The organism is Lactobacillus isalae, from assembly GCF_947539375.1.
GTDB classification, from domain to species: domain Bacteria; phylum Bacillota; class Bacilli; order Lactobacillales; family Lactobacillaceae; genus Lactobacillus; species Lactobacillus isalae.
Window position 1 is genome coordinate 1,502,869 of the sequence record NZ_OX443569.1, and the last position, 16,181, is coordinate 1,519,049.

The following is a 16,181-nucleotide window of genomic DNA, read 5'->3' on the forward strand; positions in this document are numbered from 1 at the left end:
ATTACAGGAGAAAATAATGAATATTCAAACCATTAGCGAAAAGTTTCAATTGAATACTGATGAACAAAAAATCTTAATTTATATGAATCAACACCGTAATGAAATTAAAAATATCAATATTCGTGAACTAGCTAAAAGAACATTTTCTTCTCCTAGCTTTATCGTAAAGACTTGTAAAAAGATGAAGCTTTCAGGATATTCAGAACTAGTCTTTCTAATAGCAGATGCACCAAATTTTCCCAATAATACTGAAAACGACTTAAAAGTAGAGTCATACGTAAAGCCTTTTTCCAACTTGATGGATAAGCATAAAGACTCAATGATCATGATATTGGGTAGTGGTTACTCTCAAAATATTGCTAATTACATGAGCGAATATCTCAACTTAAATGGTTTTCGTTGCACATCAAATTCACACCTAGAAATGCTCAGGAAACATAAGGATACTCTCGTAATCATTATCAGTAATTCTGGAGAAACAAAGCGACTTGCGGAACTTTGCACACAAGCTAAGAAAAATAATCGTGATGTTTTATCTTTTACTGGAGATAAAAATTCAACAATTGCAAAACATTCAACGCTTGCTATAAGTTCTGATACTTTTAATCCTACTTCTTTTGACAGCCATTACCCTCAGCTGTTTTTTGGTCTAACACTCATCTACTTTGAATTATTAATGAGTAACTTTTTGTCTAATTAGGTACCTTCTTAAGACAATTCTTATACTACTTTGGTTTTTAACATTTTTGAATACTTTTCCTTGTTTTGAAAACATGTTTCTATTTTGAAAAACATTTTATTCAGACATCATAAAAAGGCATCCCACAAACAGGATGCCTTTTTAATATACCTATTCTACGTACAAAGCTTGTTTACCTTGCTGATTGTAACTGGCTTCTATTTTCTTTAAATCCACTTTTTTATTTTTAACACCATAAGGATCATTTACGTAAACAATCCTCTTCTTTTTATTATATCCAGTAATTACGCATGCATGAGAAGAAGGCGTCACATTAACTTTTCCCTGCTTAGTCTGCCATGTCTGCATATCGTTGACATGATCGAATTTTAAAGTCGTAATGATCATTACCGGATGTCCCTTAGATACTAGCTTCAGTACTCTGATAAAATCATTGCCAGAATAATTGCGAATTCTCTTAGTATATTTTCTAGCAACATTATATAGCGGCTCATTATAAACGCACCAACCTGCATTTTTGATACTCATGTAACCAACAAAGCCAACATGAGGATTGCCACGATAATCATTTCCAATAAAAGAAGAAACATGCTTAATGTTAGAAGACAATTCTAGTTTACTTACATCAATATCATAATAATTCAAAAGCATTGATAGTGAAGTGACTTCGCAGCCATTCGGTAAGTCTGGCAATTGTTTTTCTAAAGGAACATTTAACTTCTGTTCTGGTTTTAAAGTAAGCCAATCATATTCATCTTGAATCTTATCAAAATTAAGTACTAAAGCGACTACTCCTGCAGTAATTAATAGTAAAAATGTATATAAAATTCTTCTTCTACGCCGATATTTTCTAGCTCTACTTATTCTTTTCATGCTAAGTATTTTAACTATTATGTATTAAGTCTGTCAAAATGCATGAGAATTAAATAGATTTAATTTATGTGTTAGTTTTTGCAAAAGAATGAAGTCTATTTAATTTATATACTAAATGATACTGCAAATTAAATAGAATTAACTTTAAATCCTTATCTGCTTACTTGAATAACGAAAAATCCCTCTAAATCAAGGTTCTAATGATACCAAGATTCAAGAGGGATTTTATTTTTACTTATTTATGTAAGTTTTTTCATCTAAATTATCAAACAATGGACTCTTTTCACCTGTATAAATTAAATCAAGTTTATACATTGCACGTGACGTAATTGTATAAAGCAATTGTGTTTCGTCAAGTTGATGATAATTATCTTTTGAAACATCCCAAGCTACTACCGCATCAAATTCCAATCCTTTAGCTAAGTATGATGGCATAACTAAAGTTCCTGGTACTAAACGCTGATTAGCTGATCCAATCAAAGTTGCCTTGATTTTTCTTTCTTTCAAAACCTTAGCTACTTCCTGTGCTTCAGCTAATGTCTTCGTAATGATAGCAGTTGTTAACTTTTGTTCATCATTTTCCACTAAGATATCTTCTAAAGCCTTATATTCTTTTTCAAGACTATCACGCTTATAAAAGGCAGGCTTAGGACCACGGCGATCAAAGGCTTCAATCTTTTCGCCTTGTCTTAGAATTTGCTTAGTGAAGTTCGTCAATTCTTTAGTTGAACGGTAAGACTTCGTTAATTGAACAACGTCAGTCTTTTCTGGATCAAACAACTTAGAAATTTGACTTAACAGAGTCTTACTTTCATCTTTAGTAAAAATAGCCTGGTTCAAATCTCCCAGCATCGTAAACTTAGCTCTTGGGAAGTTGTACTTAAGGTAAGCTAATTGGAATGGCGTATAATCCTGAATTTCATCAATAAAGGCATAACGCATTTCATAGTCAGTTCTGCGGCCTGTTACCAAGTCATACAAGTACAAGTATGGTGAAATATCAGCCATCTTGATCTTGCCATTTCTAAATCTTTCCTTAACTTTTTCAATATGTGCTTCCCACTCTTCTTGGCTGATATCCCACTTACTTAAGTCAATCAGCTTAGGAACAGCACGCAAGAAACGTAAATATTGCGCACGAATATTCAAGAAACGGTTCTGGTGGATCTTGCGGCTAACTTGCTTTAACTGCTTAATTACAATTTTACGAGCTAAGAAATGCTCTTCTTTAGCACTTGATTCAAACTCTTGGTCTGGACGATCATACAACTTATTTAGCTGTTCTTGATCTAATGACTCAATTGTCTTATCAACCCATGCTTTCCTAGTTTCTGGCTCAATTCTTCTGTTTAAGCTATTAATTAAACTCTCTTTAGTAGCTTCAATTCTATTTCTTAGATGATAGTTTTCATTGAAACCATAGTATATTTCTTTAATTTTTTCTTTATCAAAAAATGGCTTCTTCTTACTCTTAAAGTAAATATTTTTAAAAATCAAACCATTCTTTTCAAGGTGCTTGGCATACCGAGTTACAGCATTAAAGAATTGAAGCGAATCCTTTAAGTTAACTATCTTGTCGTTTTGCTCATTGTCCTCAAATTGTTCAAACAAGTTTTCAACATTCATCCCTGGAACACGACGAGAAACAAACTGCCAGTAAGTCATCTGCACCATATTTTGTTCACCCATTTCAGGTAGAACATTTTTAACATAGTCATTAAATAATTGGTTAGGACTAAACATAATAACATCGCTAGAAGTCAAATTGCCACGATATCTGTAAAGCAAATATGCTACACGTTGCATAATAGCTGATGTTTTACCAGATCCTGCTGCCCCTTGAACAAATAAAAGATCGGCACTAGTATTTCTAATAATCTTATTCTGCTCACGTTGAATCGTCGTTACAATCGATTTCATTTGCGTAGAAGATTTTTCATTTAAGACGTTTAAGAGCATTTGATCCCCAATTGATTCATTAGTATCAAACATATTAGTAATCTTGCCGTCTTCAATCAAAAATTGACGTTTTTTAGTCATATCAACTGTCTGAACGCCATCAGGAGCATTATAAGAAACCTTGCCTAATTTACCATCATAGTAAATGGAAGATATAGGTGCACGCCAGTCATAAATCAAAAAGTGATCTTCTTTATCTGCAAAAGACCCCAAACCAATATAAATTGTTTCTGGATCTTCATTAGGTTCTTGAAAATCTACTCTAGCAAAGTAAGGTTTCTTTTCTAAACGCTGCAACGTTGATAATTGTTTAGCGGAATGCTGCCATGCATTTTGACGTTCTGCCAACATTTGTTGCTGTTGGTGAATCGATAGAGCGGTATCCATTGAAGTTGAATAACCATCATAGTCTAATTTCACATCATCAAAAAAATGCGAATTAATATTTTGAGCTTCATTTTGTGCGTGTTCAATTGAATGATCTAATTCGCTTTCTTTCTTTTTAATTAAACCAAGAACCTCATCTAAATGTTTTTGTTCTTTTTGTTGTTCAGTTTCTTTTACCAAAATTAAGTCACCTATTTCTAGCATTAGTAAAAACTTTGCATACTATTTTATCATATGTATACGCTTTCTAAAAGGATTTACAACTTTCAGAAAGTCTCAATTGTTATTTAGTCTTTTCTTAAATAATTAGTTTTATAATTAAATAAAATTACATAGTGAGATGAGAAAGTGAAACGATTTTTTAAAACAATTCTAGTTCTAGCCTTTCTGTTTATAGGACTGGACTTTGCTTATCAAAAAGCCGCCCCAGAAATTGAAAAAACTTTTGGAACTAGAAACCCGCTCCCATATCTAACAGCCAAAGTCCAACAGTTTATTTCACCTGAAAAAATTCAAAATGACGATAAAAATGCCGATAGTGATAAAGGTCATACTTTCGAGACCAATACAGCAACAGTCTATCTCGACCTCTCTGATCCAACTCTCAAGCAAGCAGCGATGGATGGTATTAATATTTGGAATAATACAGGTGCCTTTACTTTCAAAACAACAAATGATAAAAATAATGCAAAAATAATTATTAAAGCGATGGATGATGGTCAAACTAACGCTGCTGGTCTAACTGATACGCAATATAATTCTTTAACCGGTCATTTAATTAAGGCTACTGTTAATTTAAATTCATATTATCTCTTAAATCCAAGCTATGGCTATAATCACGGCCGAATCGTCAATACCGTTGAACATGAACTAGGGCATGCTATCGGTTTAGGACACAAAGATGGCATTTCAGTTATGTATCCTCAAGGATCTTTTTACACAATTCAACCAAGCGATGTTGAAGACGTTAGAAAATTATATAAAGAACAATAAGAGCGATTCTACTTTGAGAACCGCTCTTATTTTGCATTTTTCTTTTTTAATTGATATTGCTTTTTAAAATATGGAATCCAAAAGGTTACTACATAACCAACTGCAATCCCTACAAAAGTCCATACCATAATATTTTTGACAAACAAACCGATAAATAGACCAATTAAGCCAAAGATTCCAATAATAAAAGATTGATCGAGTTGTTTCATTTTTCTAACCTCGTTTCTATTCCAATCATAGCAAAATCATTTAATTATAAGCATATTTTTAGACTTAGTTTTCCTCTCAATTTATAGTATATATTATAAACTGATTTCAAGAAATTTTACTGATATATCAGTAAATATAAAGTCTATACAAGATAAATACAAATTTCAAATAAAGAAAGGAATGGTATATCCTTTATGGATAATCAGAAACAACCTCCCTCGTATTCTCAAACAATAAATGAGTTATTTTCGAATTTAGAAACAAATTCTTCTGGCTTAAGTGAGCCAGAAGCTGCGAGACGATTAAAGAAATATGGTCCTAATGCTCTAGCCGAAAAGCCACCAAAATCAGTTTTAATGATGCTCAAAGAACAGATCATTGACCCTATGATTCTGATTTTACTAGGAGCAGCTGTTTTTTCTGCTATTTTAAACGAATGGGTGGAAGCAGGTGTGATTTTCTTTATCGTTGTAGTTAACTCAATCATTGGCATTATCCAAGAAAAGAAAGCACAGTCTTCTCTTGCAGCCCTTAAAACTATGAGTGCGCCAACAGCTACAGTTATTCGTGATGGCATGGATAAAATCATCCCTGCTAACGAATTAGTTATTGGCGACCTTGTGAGCTTAGCTAGTGGTGACATGGTACCCGCGGACTTGCGATTAACTCAATCAGCTAACTTAAAAATTGCAGAAGCTTCTTTAACGGGAGAATCTATTGCTAGCGAAAAGAATGCGAATGCTGTTCTTTCACCAGACTGTCCCCTAGGAGATAGAAAAAATATGGCTTACACTTCTTCAATCGTTACTTATGGTCGAGGAAGCGGAATTGTAACTAAAACCGGGATGGATACCGAGATCGGTCAAATTGCTGGCATGCTCGAAAATAATGATACTGACGATACACCACTTAAACGTAAACTTAATGCAGTAGGTAAAATTTTAACAATCATTGGTTTAATTATCTGCGTGTTAATTTTTGCAATTGGTGCCTTTTATGGTCGTCCACTTTTACCCCAATTTTTGGTAGCCATTTCTTTAGCTATTTCAATTATCCCAGAGGGTCTGCCAGCAACAGCAACAATCATTATGGCACTTGGCGTGCAACGAATGGCAAAGCAACATGCCTTAATTAAGAAGTTACCAGCTGTTGAAACTCTAGGAAATGCGACGGTTATTTGTTCTGATAAGACAGGAACATTAACGCTAAATAAAATGACTGTAACTCATTTGGCTAATGGTGATGATTTCCTTAATAAAAAAGTTCTAAGTGTAGAAAAAATAAGTAAAAATTCTAATTCATATAAGCAATTAATTTATGCATCTAGCCTGTGTAATGATGCTAGCTTTAATTTAGATAATCCTAAAGAAGCAATCGGAGATCCAACTGAAAGTGCACTCCTTCCTTTAGCACAAGATTTAGGTTATTCAGCTCTTAACTTAAGAAAAGAATATCCAAGGCTTAGCGAATGTCCTTTCGATTCAATTAGGAAGAGAATGACTACGGTTCATGAAATAAGCAATGAATATGTTGCATACACTAAAGGTGCTTTAGATGAATTACTACCACTTTGCGACTACATTCTCACAAGCAATGGTACGCGTAGGTTAACTAAAGCTGATAAAGACAATATCCTTGCCTTATCACATAAAATGGCTGATCAAGCATTGAGAGTTCTAGGATTTGCAAGTAAAAACATTTTAAACTTACCTCAAGAAGATGAAGATATAGAGCAGCAGTTAGTTTTCTTAGGTGCTGTTGGTATGATTGACCCTGCTAGAGATGAAGTTAAAGCATCTATTAAGATGGCTCGTGAAGCGGGAATTAAAACAATCATGATCACAGGAGATCATAAAAGCACAGCAGTCGCTATTGCTAAAAATTTAGGTATTTATATTAATGGAAACACTGTTATTTCAGGAACTGAACTAAATGAAATGACAGACAAGCAATTAGATCAAGCAGTTAAATCTACCACCGTTTTTGCCCGCGTTTCACCAAATGATAAATTAAGAATTATCCAAAGCCTAAAGCGAAATGATGAAGTTGTAGCAATGACAGGCGATGGAGTTAATGACTCACCCGCCTTAAAAGCTGCTGATATCGGAGTTGCCATGGGGATTGGTGGTACAGATGTTGCCAAAGATGTTTCAGACATGATTTTACTTAATGACAGCTTTACAACAATTACAGCTGCCATTAAAGAAGGTCGAAAAGTATACCGCAATATTCAGAAAGTAATTCAATTCTTACTCGTTGGTAATATTGCAGAAATTACCACTCTATTTGTAGCTACAATCTTCAACTGGGATGCACCCCTACTTGCCGTTCATATTCTCTGGGTTAACCTGGCTACCGCTAGCTTGCCTGCTTTAGCATTAGGGGTTGATCCAGCAAGTAAAAATATCATGAAACATAAACCAGTAAAAACTGGAACCTTATTTGAAAGAGATCTTATCTGGCGCGTCATTAGTCAGGGAATATTTGTTGCCTTGATGACCTTGTTAGCTTACTGGATAGGCGCAACTTTCGATAATCCAATTGCTGGTCAAACAATGGCGTTCTGTGTTTTAGCCTTATCTCAAATGCTTCGGGCATTTAACCAGCATTCTAATACTGATCCAATTTGGGTTAGAGGAAATAAAATGAATGTTTGGCTAATAGTTTCTTTTATTGTTTCAGCCATTTTAATGGGAATTATTCTCTTTACCCCTAACTTACAATCTATGTTTCACTTAACTGATCTTAGTGTCAGACAGTGGCTAGTAGTAATTATCCTTTCCTTATTCTCAATCTTACAAGTTGAAATTACTAAGTTAATTAAGCGACTAAGTAGAGTTAGACAAAAAGATCGCAAATTACAAACAGCTACTGACTAATCCTAATATATTAACGTCACTTAGCTGAGCATATTTTTCGACTTAATGACAATTAACTTATATAATATAAGTGTAAATTTAACACTTACAACTAGCATAAAGACTTAAAAATCTTTATGCTTTCCACTTTTTAATAATCAAAATAATCGGTATCGTAGATACTAAAAAAGCCAAATTACTCACTTTTGAGTAGTTTGGCTTTTTTGTGCTCTAAATAGATTTTTTCATTACTTCTGACAAAGCTCGCTCTTTAATTTTATCGACATCAACCTTGTTGAGCTTTTCATATTCCCTAGCTAAAACGTCGCACAAATATAATTGCGATACCTGTCCTGCTACTGTACCAATATTCATAAATTCGCTAACTGACGTCTGCAAACTTACATCCCCTAGTTGAGCAATCGGAGATGATAGATCGTTAGTAATTGAAATAATTTTTGCTCCATATTTTTGAGCTACTTTTAAAGATTGGTAAGTATCTTTAGTATGACCTGAGAGAGACAATCCTACTACTACATCATCCTTATTTAGCAAGGTTGCAACTTGAACTTGAATATGAGGATCCGATTCAGCATTAGCAATTAATCCTATTCTAAGCCAAGTTCTCTCATAGTCTCGCGCCGATTCTCCTGAATGTCCCAGACCAAAAATATGAATTCTTTTTGCCTGTGCTAATAACCCCACAGCTTTATTGAGCGTCACCGGATTAATTAATTCTTCCGTTTTTTGAATTGAAGCTACCAAAATTTTGCTACTTGATTCAAAAGTTGTTTCTTCTCCCTCATGCTCTTTTGCAGGGATCATCATTGAATCTTGTGCTAAAGCAATTTTTAGATCAGAAAAACCTGAATAACCTAGTTTTTTACATAATCTAACGATCGTTGCATCTCCAGTATTGGTTGCCTTTCCCAGTGACTTAATAGTGTCATAAATCACGCGCTCAGTATGCGAAGCAATATAGTTAGCTAACTTGTTTTCTGACCTAGTTAATTTGTCTTTATTTTGGTTATAGATCTGTATAAATTCCATTTTCTCACGTCCTGTCCTAATAACTATATCATGGTTTTATAAGAAAACGCTTGCATAATATTTAAATTCATTATATTATTTTCTTGGGAGGAAAACTCCAAAATAATATTAATTTGGAGTATATTTACAAATGAACAAGGAAGAATTCATCAACAAAATCCACGGTGGCTTAATTATCTCATGTCAAGCTCTACCTGGCGAACCACTTTATACAGAAGAAGGTGGCATTATGCCACTCATGGCAAAAGCTGCTCAAGAAGCTGGTGCAACAGGTTTAAGAGCAAATTCTGTTAGAGATATTAAGCAAATCAAAGAAGTAGTCGACTTACCAATGATTGGAATTATTAAGCGAGACTACCCGCCTGAAAAGCCATATATTACTCCAACTATGAAAGAAGTAGATGAATTAGTTGAAACTGACGTTGAAGTAATTGCCCTTGATTGTACCTTGCGACCAAGACATGATGGCAAAACCGTAGCTGAATTTATTAAAGAAATTAAAGCCAAATATCCAAATCAACTTTTAATGGCTGACACTTCAAACTTCGAAGAAGCAAAAAATGCTTATGAGGCCGGTGTTGACTTTGTTGGTACTACTCTTTCTGGATACACTGAAGAAAGTCCTAAAACTGATCATCCAGACTTTGATCTAATCAAAGCCTTAGTTGACGCAGGTTTACCTGTAATTGCCGAAGGTAAAATTCATAGTCCAGAACAATTAAAGCAAGTTATCGATATCAACCCAGCGGGAATTGTAGTTGGTGGCGCAATCACTCGTCCACTTCAAATTGCCAAAACTTTTACTTCAGTCTTTGAAAAATAAAAAGCATAACGAAATGAGGCTTAATCATGTCTAAGAAATTCTCTCATATGGGGCAGGCCTTTTCCCAGCTAGGTCAAGCCTTCATGCTTCCAATTGCTATTCTACCGGTAGCTGGTCTACTTCTAGGACTAGGTGGCGCCTTAACTAATAAGGCAGCCGTTACTGCTTATCCTTGGCTTAACCAAGAATGGCTTCAAACAATTCTAAAAGTTATGAACTTTGCCGGTAGCGCGGTCTTTAACAACTTAGCACTTATTTTCTCAATTGGTTTAGCTGTCGGCCTAGCTAAAGGAGATAAAGGAACTGCCGGTCTAGCAGGCGGCGTTGCTTACTTAGTTTACACAGCTACAATTTCAGGTTTACTGCAAATGTTTTCACCTAAAAACACTATTGATACAGGTGTTTTAGGAGCAATTGTAATTGGATGCGTAGTTGCTTATCTTCACAACCACTATCGTAAAGTTGAACTACCTCAATTTTTAGGCTTCTTTGGCGGGTCAAGATTTATTCCGATTATCTCGTCACTTGCAGCCATTGTCATTGGTGCCATCTTCTTTATCATTTGGCCACCAATCCAAAGTGGATTAACCAGTGCAGGTTACGCAATTGCAAAAATGGGAAGCTTTGGTAGTTTCTTATATGGATTTTTACTCCGTTTAACTGGTGCAGTTGGTCTTCACCATACTATCTATCCAATGTTTTGGTACACGGCCTTAGGTGGAACTGCCGATGTTGCAGGTAAAACTGTGGTCGGCGCGCAAAATATTTTCTTTGCACAATTAGCTGACCCTAACCACCATGGCTTATTTACCTACGGTACAAGATTTTTTGCTGGTCGTTTTGCCACAATGATGTTTGGTCTTCCAGGGGCTGCCTTAGCAATGTACCTTTGCTTGCCTAAGAGAAATCGTAAGACGAGCGGCGGTTTATACCTTTCAGGTGGTTTAACTTCTTTCTTAACTGGTATTACCGAACCTATTGAATATACCTTCTTATTCGTAGCACCTTGGCTATACGTTATCCATGCCTTTCTTGACGGTTGCTCATTCTATGTAGCCGATATCATGAATATTAGAATTGGTAACTCATTCTCTGGTGGTTTAATTGACTACTTGCTATTCGGTGTTTTACAAGGAAGAGATAAGACCAATTGGCCAAACGTCTTAATCATGGGAGTTATTTGGTTCTTCCTTTACTTCTTTGTCTTTACTTTTTGTATTAAAAAATTCCATGTCGGCATTCCCGGAATGGTTGTCGAAGAAAATCAAGCTGCTGATCAAATTATGGCAGCAGGTCCTAAGACTGATGACAAGCTTTACAATGAATCATGTGAAATCATTTCAGCATTAGGCGGCTTAGATAATATTGAAACCGTCTCTGCCTGTGCTACAAGATTGAGAGTCTCCTTAAAAGATAATAGTTTAGTCAACGATGACGTCTTTAAGATGCTGGGTGCTCCTGGCGTATTGAAAGTTGCTGGAGGAGTTCAAGCAATCTTTGGTGGAAAAGCCGACCTTTACAGCCAAGAAATTAATGACATTATCACTCATCCTGACATGCAGCCAGCAAGTAATCCACAAGTGGATAAAGTCAATAAATCTACTTCTGTTAAAACAGAAGCTGTCCACAAATCAGAAAAAGTTATTTTTAAAGCTCCTGTAAAAGGAAAATTTGAAGATATTACTCAAGTTAAAGATGAAGTATTCTCGCAAAAAATGATGGGTGAAGGTTTCGCAATTGAACCAGAAAACGGCAAAATTTATAGTCCTGTTAATGCTACAGTAGTCTCAATATTTAAGACTAAACATGCTATTGGACTTAAAACAGAATCAGGTCTAGAAGTAATGCTTCACCTCGGAATAGATACAGTTGAACTTCAAGGTAAACCATTTACAATGAAGGTAAAAGAAGGTGACAAAGTTACTCCTGATACTCAATTAATTGAAATGGATTTGAAACAAATTAAAGATACTGGAAAAGATCCAACTGTAATGACTTTAATTACTAATAGCAACGATAGAGTTTCACAAGTTGAAGATATTGTGACAAGTGGACAAATAGTTGAAGCACATAATGATGTCTACTCCGTTTTAACTAAATAATAAATATAGGATTACAATCAAAAAATGCACCCCATACGAGGTGCATTTTTCTTTAACTGCTAAAACTAATCTCTAGTTTTAATATCTAGATCTAATTCAATTGGGCAGTGATCAGATCCCATAATATTGCTTAAGATCTTAGCATTTGTCAATTTATCTTCTAGATTATTCGATACTAAGAAGTAATCTAATCTCCAGCCAATATTCTTTTCACGAGCATCTTCACGATAACTCCAATAAGTATATTGGACTTCATCTGGGTGGAAGTAACGGAAAGTATCAATAAAGCCTGCATTCAATAATTCATTAAATTCTTTTCTTTCAATGCCAGTAAAGCCAGCACGGTGACGATTGTCTTCAGGTTCAGCTAAATCAATTTTCTTATCTGCTATTCCCATATCTCCGCCAATAATTACTGGTTTATATTGCATAAGCTTAGTTACATAGTTCCGAAATGCTTGTGCCCATAATTCTCTAAAGTCTAATCTCTGTAACTTTTCGCCAGAAAATGGAGCTTGAACATTAATAAAGTAAAAGTTAGAAAATTCTAATGTAATACTTCTACCTTCTCCATCAACTTCTGGGACTCCAAAACCGTTAGCCACTGTAATTGGTTTTTCTTTGGTAAATACAGCAGTGCCAGCATAGCCTTTACGGTTTTTGGCATAATTCCAATATTGATAATACCCAGGTAAGTCAACATGCACTTCGTTTGGTTCAAGACGAGTATCTTGAATTGCAAAGATATCTGCATTTAAATTTGTAAATGTATTAACAAAACCATGCCGTAAAGCTGCTCTTAAGCCGTTTACATTCCAAGACATTAATTTCATAATAATTCTTCTTTCCATCATAAAATAATAGGTCTCATCAACTCAATTGTACAAACTTACTTCACATAGATGAAATATTTCGAACTAAAAAATCAGATTAACGTAAAATATGTTAATCTGATTTTTTCTTATCTTGTTTTCAAATGCCAAACAAAGAAACCTATTCCAATGATCAAAGCTAAAATTCCATTCCAAACTAAGCCAGCATAAGTACCACCAAAAAATCCTAAAATTCCAGCGACAATCATCATAGCCAATCCTGCTATATCTCCACCTAAGCCATCGCTATTTTCAGTTGAAATATAAACAATTCCACTCGCCATAAATAAACCACAAAGTAAAATTCCAATGATACCTGCTATCATATTTTTATCAGCAATTATCCCTAGGAATCCTCCTAATAAACCTTGAATAAATAGCCACACTGAATATACAATCATTAAAATTCCGACAACTAATTTAGTAACTCTCATATAAATCTCTTCTTTCATCTACTAAGGTAGTATACTTAGTCTTAATATTCAAAATTTTTGATACAATATTTCTATCATATGGAAAGACGAGAATCCTAATGCAAATATTTGAAATGGTTGGTTTACTCATCTACTTAGTTTTAATTGTTATTATTGTAGGACGACAAATTAAAGTAAGTAGCGATTTTAGAAACAATAAGATTACTGAGCAACAACATCAAAAGTTAACTAAGAGAAACACTATTTTATTAGTTATAGTAGGAATTCTATTGATTTTATTTTTATACACACCTTTTAAGATTTTGATTTTTTAGGTTTGCTATAATCTAGTTAAGTAATTCAAGGAGATTTTTATAATGAAAAGAATCTATATCGTCCGCCATGGTCAAACTTATATTAACCGCTATGATAAAATGCAAGGTTGGTGCGATACACCTTTAACTGATGAGGGAATTCAAGGTGCAAAAGATGCCGGTAAGGCTTTAAGTGACATTCCTTTTGATATTGCTATCTCAAGCGACTTAAAGAGAGCTAGCGATACGTGTGACTACATTATTAATGAAAATTGTAACCGAGATGAATTGCAACATATCGCAACACCATTTTTCAGGGAACAATTCTATGGCTTTTTTGAAGGGATGAACTCTGACGAAGCTTGGCGTATGATCGGTGGTCCTCACGGCTATCCAAGAAGAGAGGACCTACTTAAAGAAGTTGATATTAATACTATTAAGGACTACATGAAAGAAGCAGATCCTTATCATGAAGCTGAAAATGCAGAAGAATATTGGAACCGTGTTACCAAAGGCTTTAACTTAATTAGTCAATTAGACGGTGCTGAAAATATTTTGCTTGTTACTCACGGTTTTACCATTAGAAGTATCGTTTCTCGCTTTGCTCCTGGCGAATATAACTTAGCTCATGGTCCTAGAAATGCATCAATTACAATCATGAATATGACTGATAAAGATATGAAAATTGCTTCTTACAATAAAATGTCAGTTTAACGAAAAAAGACTTCACCATTTTTTTGATGAAGTCTTTTTCTTAATCTTCTTTTTGCAAAACAATATGTTGGTATAAAACCACTGTCAATAGGTAGTAAATTACGTAAAGCACACCGAAAATTGTAAATGGAATCCAAAGTTTATCATAGGTATTTGTCCCTAAAATAGATTTAAATAATTGAAGTCCAAATAATACGTCTACTACACCTAAAACAGCTGGCAAAGCAAACAAAATTCCAATTTCTTTAGCAATTGAAGTTTTCAATAAGCTCTTTCTTGTTCCAACTTTCCAAAGCATTTGATATCTTGGCTTATCGCTATTTGCACCTGACAAAACCTTAAACATCAAAGTTGAAGCAAGCATTGCTAGAAATGCAAGTCCTAAGAAGAAGCCCATAAATTCAAAACCAGAAGTCATACTTGAAACTAAACGATATTGAGCTGATTTTGAATTAGAAAGATTTACATTAATTGCTCCTTTTTCAGCTTCTGGTGAACTAATCATCTGATCTACTGATAACTTTTGCAACTTTTCAATATTATTGAAATTACTTCTAAAATTATCAACTCTTAATAAATCAATTTTATTTACTTTAGCTTTAATTTGATCATATTGATCTTGCGGTACAACTTTAGCTTGAGCGTCAACATATGGAGTAAGAGAGACTAATTGATATTCGCCTTCCGCTGCAGCAGCTGATTTTTTATCTTTAAAGTCATTTAAGGTAATACGTCTAGTATCGTAGTGGCTCATATCATTTTTACGTGAATAGTGCTGATACATAATCTTATTATTCTTGATCTGATTTTCAGGAATATAGATGATGCGGTTCTTTTCTTTTCCTTTACCCTCTACGACAATCTTATAGTTAAAGCTAGTAGTTGATCTTACAGAAACTTTTTTCAATTGATCGTCTACTTTTTTACTATGGTTGTACAAGACTACATCATAGTAAGTACTCTCCATAGCTTGTTCAGTCATATTGTTGAAATTCAAACCAACTGTAATAGCTCCTAAAGCAAGAGCGAAAAGTAAGGAAACAGTTGAAAGAATACGAGTGTAATCACTTAATCTAAATTTTAGTTGACCTAAAGTAAAGGAATGAAGTTTTCTATATTTAAATGCTAAGTTCTTGCGAAGGAGATCAATAATTGCCGTAAAGAAGGAATCAAAAGTAAAGTAAGAACCAAAAACGATTGTAAAGAAGGCAATTGGAATAGTTTTAGTGCCTAATTTTGCTGCATGCATCATTGCCCAATAACCTACGGCAAGTAATACAATACCTAAAAGTGCCTCAATAAACTTCCATAATTTATTTCTGTGTAATTTAATTGGTTTTTGATCTTCATGAAGTAAGTTAATTATGTTTGATTTAACTAACTTATGACGATTCCAAAAGGCAGCCAAGAAGAATAAAATTGCAAAAAATGCAACCGTCCAAAATAGTGCTGGTAAATAAAATCCGACAAATTTATGGATTTGCAATCCTAATTGTGAAATTAAAATGCTAGAAACGCCTTGCGTTAAAGCTACACCTAAAATTGTTCCTAATAAAGTAGCTAATAAACCAACAACAAGTGTTTCAGTAAAAATCAATCTTCCAATTTTACTAGTCCTAGCACCTAGCATCATGTACATTCCATAGTCTTTTCGCCGCATACTTAACAAAAAGCTATTAGCATACACAATATAAACAAAAGTAATAATTGATAACAATGCAATTCCGAATCCAAAGGCAATTTGAGTAAGTTGGAATGCAATACTCAACGAGCCCTTTAAGAAAGCAGGATTAGTTGCTAAAGTCATAAACATGTAAAAGATTGCACTAGCAAAAGTTAAGCCAGAAAAAAGAACTAAATAGTCTTTGAACCGGCTTTTAATTCCGGTTAATGATAATTTCCAAAGCATAGTT

14 protein-coding genes are annotated in these 16,181 nt (G+C 34.2%); 7 read left to right on the forward strand and 7 right to left on the reverse strand.

From position 1 onward, the window contains the following. The first annotated feature begins 16 nt into the window (after positions 1 to 16). Positions 17 to 700, forward strand: coding sequence for a MurR/RpiR family transcriptional regulator (locus QM512_RS07355; RefSeq protein WP_282805078.1), 684 nt, complete (start codon positions 17 to 19; stop codon positions 698 to 700). 150 nt (positions 701 to 850) lie between these two features. Here the strand turns inward: QM512_RS07355 and QM512_RS07360 are convergent, their stop codons facing one another. Continuing rightward, positions 851 to 1,573 carry a C39 family peptidase gene (locus QM512_RS07360; protein ID WP_282805079.1) on the reverse strand — a complete coding sequence of 241 codons (723 nt, stop codon included), beginning with the start codon at positions 1,571 to 1,573 and terminating at the stop codon, positions 851 to 853. A 231-nt stretch (positions 1,574 to 1,804) separates the two neighbouring features. Further along, the gene (gene helD, locus QM512_RS07365; protein ID WP_282805080.1) at positions 1,805 to 4,123 is read right to left on the reverse strand and encodes an RNA polymerase recycling motor HelD; all 2,319 of its coding nucleotides are present in this window, start codon (positions 4,121 to 4,123) and stop codon (positions 1,805 to 1,807) included. Positions 4,124 to 4,267: 144 nt separating this feature from the next. Here helD and QM512_RS07370 point away from each other — a divergent pair, with 144 nt between their 5' ends. Next, on the forward strand, positions 4,268 to 4,912 hold the full coding sequence (locus QM512_RS07370; RefSeq protein WP_282805081.1) for a matrixin family metalloprotease: 645 nt from the start codon (positions 4,268 to 4,270) through the stop codon (positions 4,910 to 4,912). A gap of 26 nt (positions 4,913 to 4,938) precedes the next feature. Here QM512_RS07370 and QM512_RS07375 read toward each other — a convergent pair whose 3' ends face one another. Then, positions 4,939 to 5,121, reverse strand: coding sequence for a hypothetical protein (locus QM512_RS07375; protein ID WP_282805082.1), 183 nt, complete (start codon positions 5,119 to 5,121; stop codon positions 4,939 to 4,941). Positions 5,122 to 5,316: 195 nt separating this feature from the next. On the opposite strand from QM512_RS07375, the gene QM512_RS07380 reads away from it, so the two are divergent. Next, on the forward strand, positions 5,317 to 8,001 hold the full coding sequence (locus tag QM512_RS07380; RefSeq protein WP_282805083.1) for a calcium-translocating P-type ATPase, PMCA-type: 2,685 nt from the start codon (positions 5,317 to 5,319) through the stop codon (positions 7,999 to 8,001). Positions 8,002 to 8,211: 210 nt separating this feature from the next. On the opposite strand, the gene QM512_RS07385 is transcribed toward QM512_RS07380, so the two are convergent. Continuing rightward, positions 8,212 to 9,030, reverse strand: coding sequence for a MurR/RpiR family transcriptional regulator (locus tag QM512_RS07385; protein WP_282805084.1), 819 nt, complete (start codon positions 9,028 to 9,030; stop codon positions 8,212 to 8,214). Between the two features lie 130 nt (positions 9,031 to 9,160). On the opposite strand from QM512_RS07385, the gene QM512_RS07390 reads away from it, so the two are divergent. Next, complete coding sequence (locus QM512_RS07390; protein WP_282805085.1) at positions 9,161 to 9,853, forward strand: N-acetylmannosamine-6-phosphate 2-epimerase; 693 nt, start codon at positions 9,161 to 9,163, stop codon at positions 9,851 to 9,853. A 26-nt stretch (positions 9,854 to 9,879) separates the two neighbouring features. Continuing rightward, on the forward strand, positions 9,880 to 11,955 hold the full coding sequence (locus QM512_RS07395; protein WP_282805086.1) for a PTS transporter subunit IIABC: 2,076 nt from the start codon (positions 9,880 to 9,882) through the stop codon (positions 11,953 to 11,955). Positions 11,956 to 12,020: 65 nt separating this feature from the next. On the opposite strand, the gene QM512_RS07400 is transcribed toward QM512_RS07395, so the two are convergent. Next, positions 12,021 to 12,788 carry an exodeoxyribonuclease III gene (locus QM512_RS07400; protein ID WP_282806458.1) on the reverse strand — a complete coding sequence of 256 codons (768 nt, stop codon included), beginning with the start codon at positions 12,786 to 12,788 and terminating at the stop codon, positions 12,021 to 12,023. Between the two features lie 128 nt (positions 12,789 to 12,916). Next, on the reverse strand, positions 12,917 to 13,261 hold the full coding sequence (locus QM512_RS07405) for a hypothetical protein (RefSeq protein WP_282805087.1): 345 nt from the start codon (positions 13,259 to 13,261) through the stop codon (positions 12,917 to 12,919). 98 nt (positions 13,262 to 13,359) lie between these two features. Here QM512_RS07405 and QM512_RS07410 point away from each other — a divergent pair, with 98 nt between their 5' ends. After that, on the forward strand, positions 13,360 to 13,575 hold the full coding sequence (locus tag QM512_RS07410; RefSeq protein ID WP_282805088.1) for a hypothetical protein: 216 nt from the start codon (positions 13,360 to 13,362) through the stop codon (positions 13,573 to 13,575). 42 nt (positions 13,576 to 13,617) lie between these two features. Next, a complete protein-coding gene (locus QM512_RS07415) occupies positions 13,618 to 14,268 on the forward strand; it encodes a histidine phosphatase family protein (RefSeq protein WP_282805089.1) in 651 nt (216 codons plus the stop codon). Between the two features lie 40 nt (positions 14,269 to 14,308). Here the strand turns inward: QM512_RS07415 and QM512_RS07420 are convergent, their stop codons facing one another. Then, positions 14,309 to 16,177 carry an ABC transporter permease gene (locus QM512_RS07420; RefSeq protein WP_282805090.1) on the reverse strand — a complete coding sequence of 623 codons (1,869 nt, stop codon included), beginning with the start codon at positions 16,175 to 16,177 and terminating at the stop codon, positions 14,309 to 14,311. Positions 16,178 to 16,181 lie beyond the last annotated feature (4 nt).

Bases quoted from the DNA above. Each gene is read 5' to 3' on its own strand.
- QM512_RS07355 (WP_282805078.1), top strand. From the start codon at position 17: ATGAATATTCAAACCATTAGCGAAAAGTTTCAATTGAATACTGATGAA.
- QM512_RS07360 (WP_282805079.1), bottom strand. From the start codon at position 1,573: ATGAAAAGAATAAGTAGAGCTAGAAAATATCGGCGTAGAAGAAGAATT.
- helD (WP_282805080.1), bottom strand. From the start codon at position 4,123: ATGCTAGAAATAGGTGACTTAATTTTGGTAAAAGAAACTGAACAACAA.
- QM512_RS07375 (WP_282805082.1), bottom strand. From the start codon at position 5,121: ATGAAACAACTCGATCAATCTTTTATTATTGGAATCTTTGGCTTAATT.
- QM512_RS07380 (WP_282805083.1), top strand. From the start codon at position 5,317: ATGGATAATCAGAAACAACCTCCCTCGTATTCTCAAACAATAAATGAG.
- QM512_RS07385 (WP_282805084.1), bottom strand. From the start codon at position 9,030: ATGGAATTTATACAGATCTATAACCAAAATAAAGACAAATTAACTAGG.
- QM512_RS07390 (WP_282805085.1), top strand. From the start codon at position 9,161: ATGAACAAGGAAGAATTCATCAACAAAATCCACGGTGGCTTAATTATC.
- QM512_RS07395 (WP_282805086.1), top strand. From the start codon at position 9,880: ATGTCTAAGAAATTCTCTCATATGGGGCAGGCCTTTTCCCAGCTAGGT.
- QM512_RS07400 (WP_282806458.1), bottom strand. From the start codon at position 12,788: ATGAAATTAATGTCTTGGAATGTAAACGGCTTAAGAGCAGCTTTACGG.
- QM512_RS07405 (WP_282805087.1), bottom strand. From the start codon at position 13,261: ATGAGAGTTACTAAATTAGTTGTCGGAATTTTAATGATTGTATATTCA.
- QM512_RS07410 (WP_282805088.1), top strand. From the start codon at position 13,360: ATGCAAATATTTGAAATGGTTGGTTTACTCATCTACTTAGTTTTAATT.
- QM512_RS07415 (WP_282805089.1), top strand. From the start codon at position 13,618: ATGAAAAGAATCTATATCGTCCGCCATGGTCAAACTTATATTAACCGC.
- QM512_RS07420 (WP_282805090.1), bottom strand. From the start codon at position 16,177: ATGCTTTGGAAATTATCATTAACCGGAATTAAAAGCCGGTTCAAAGAC.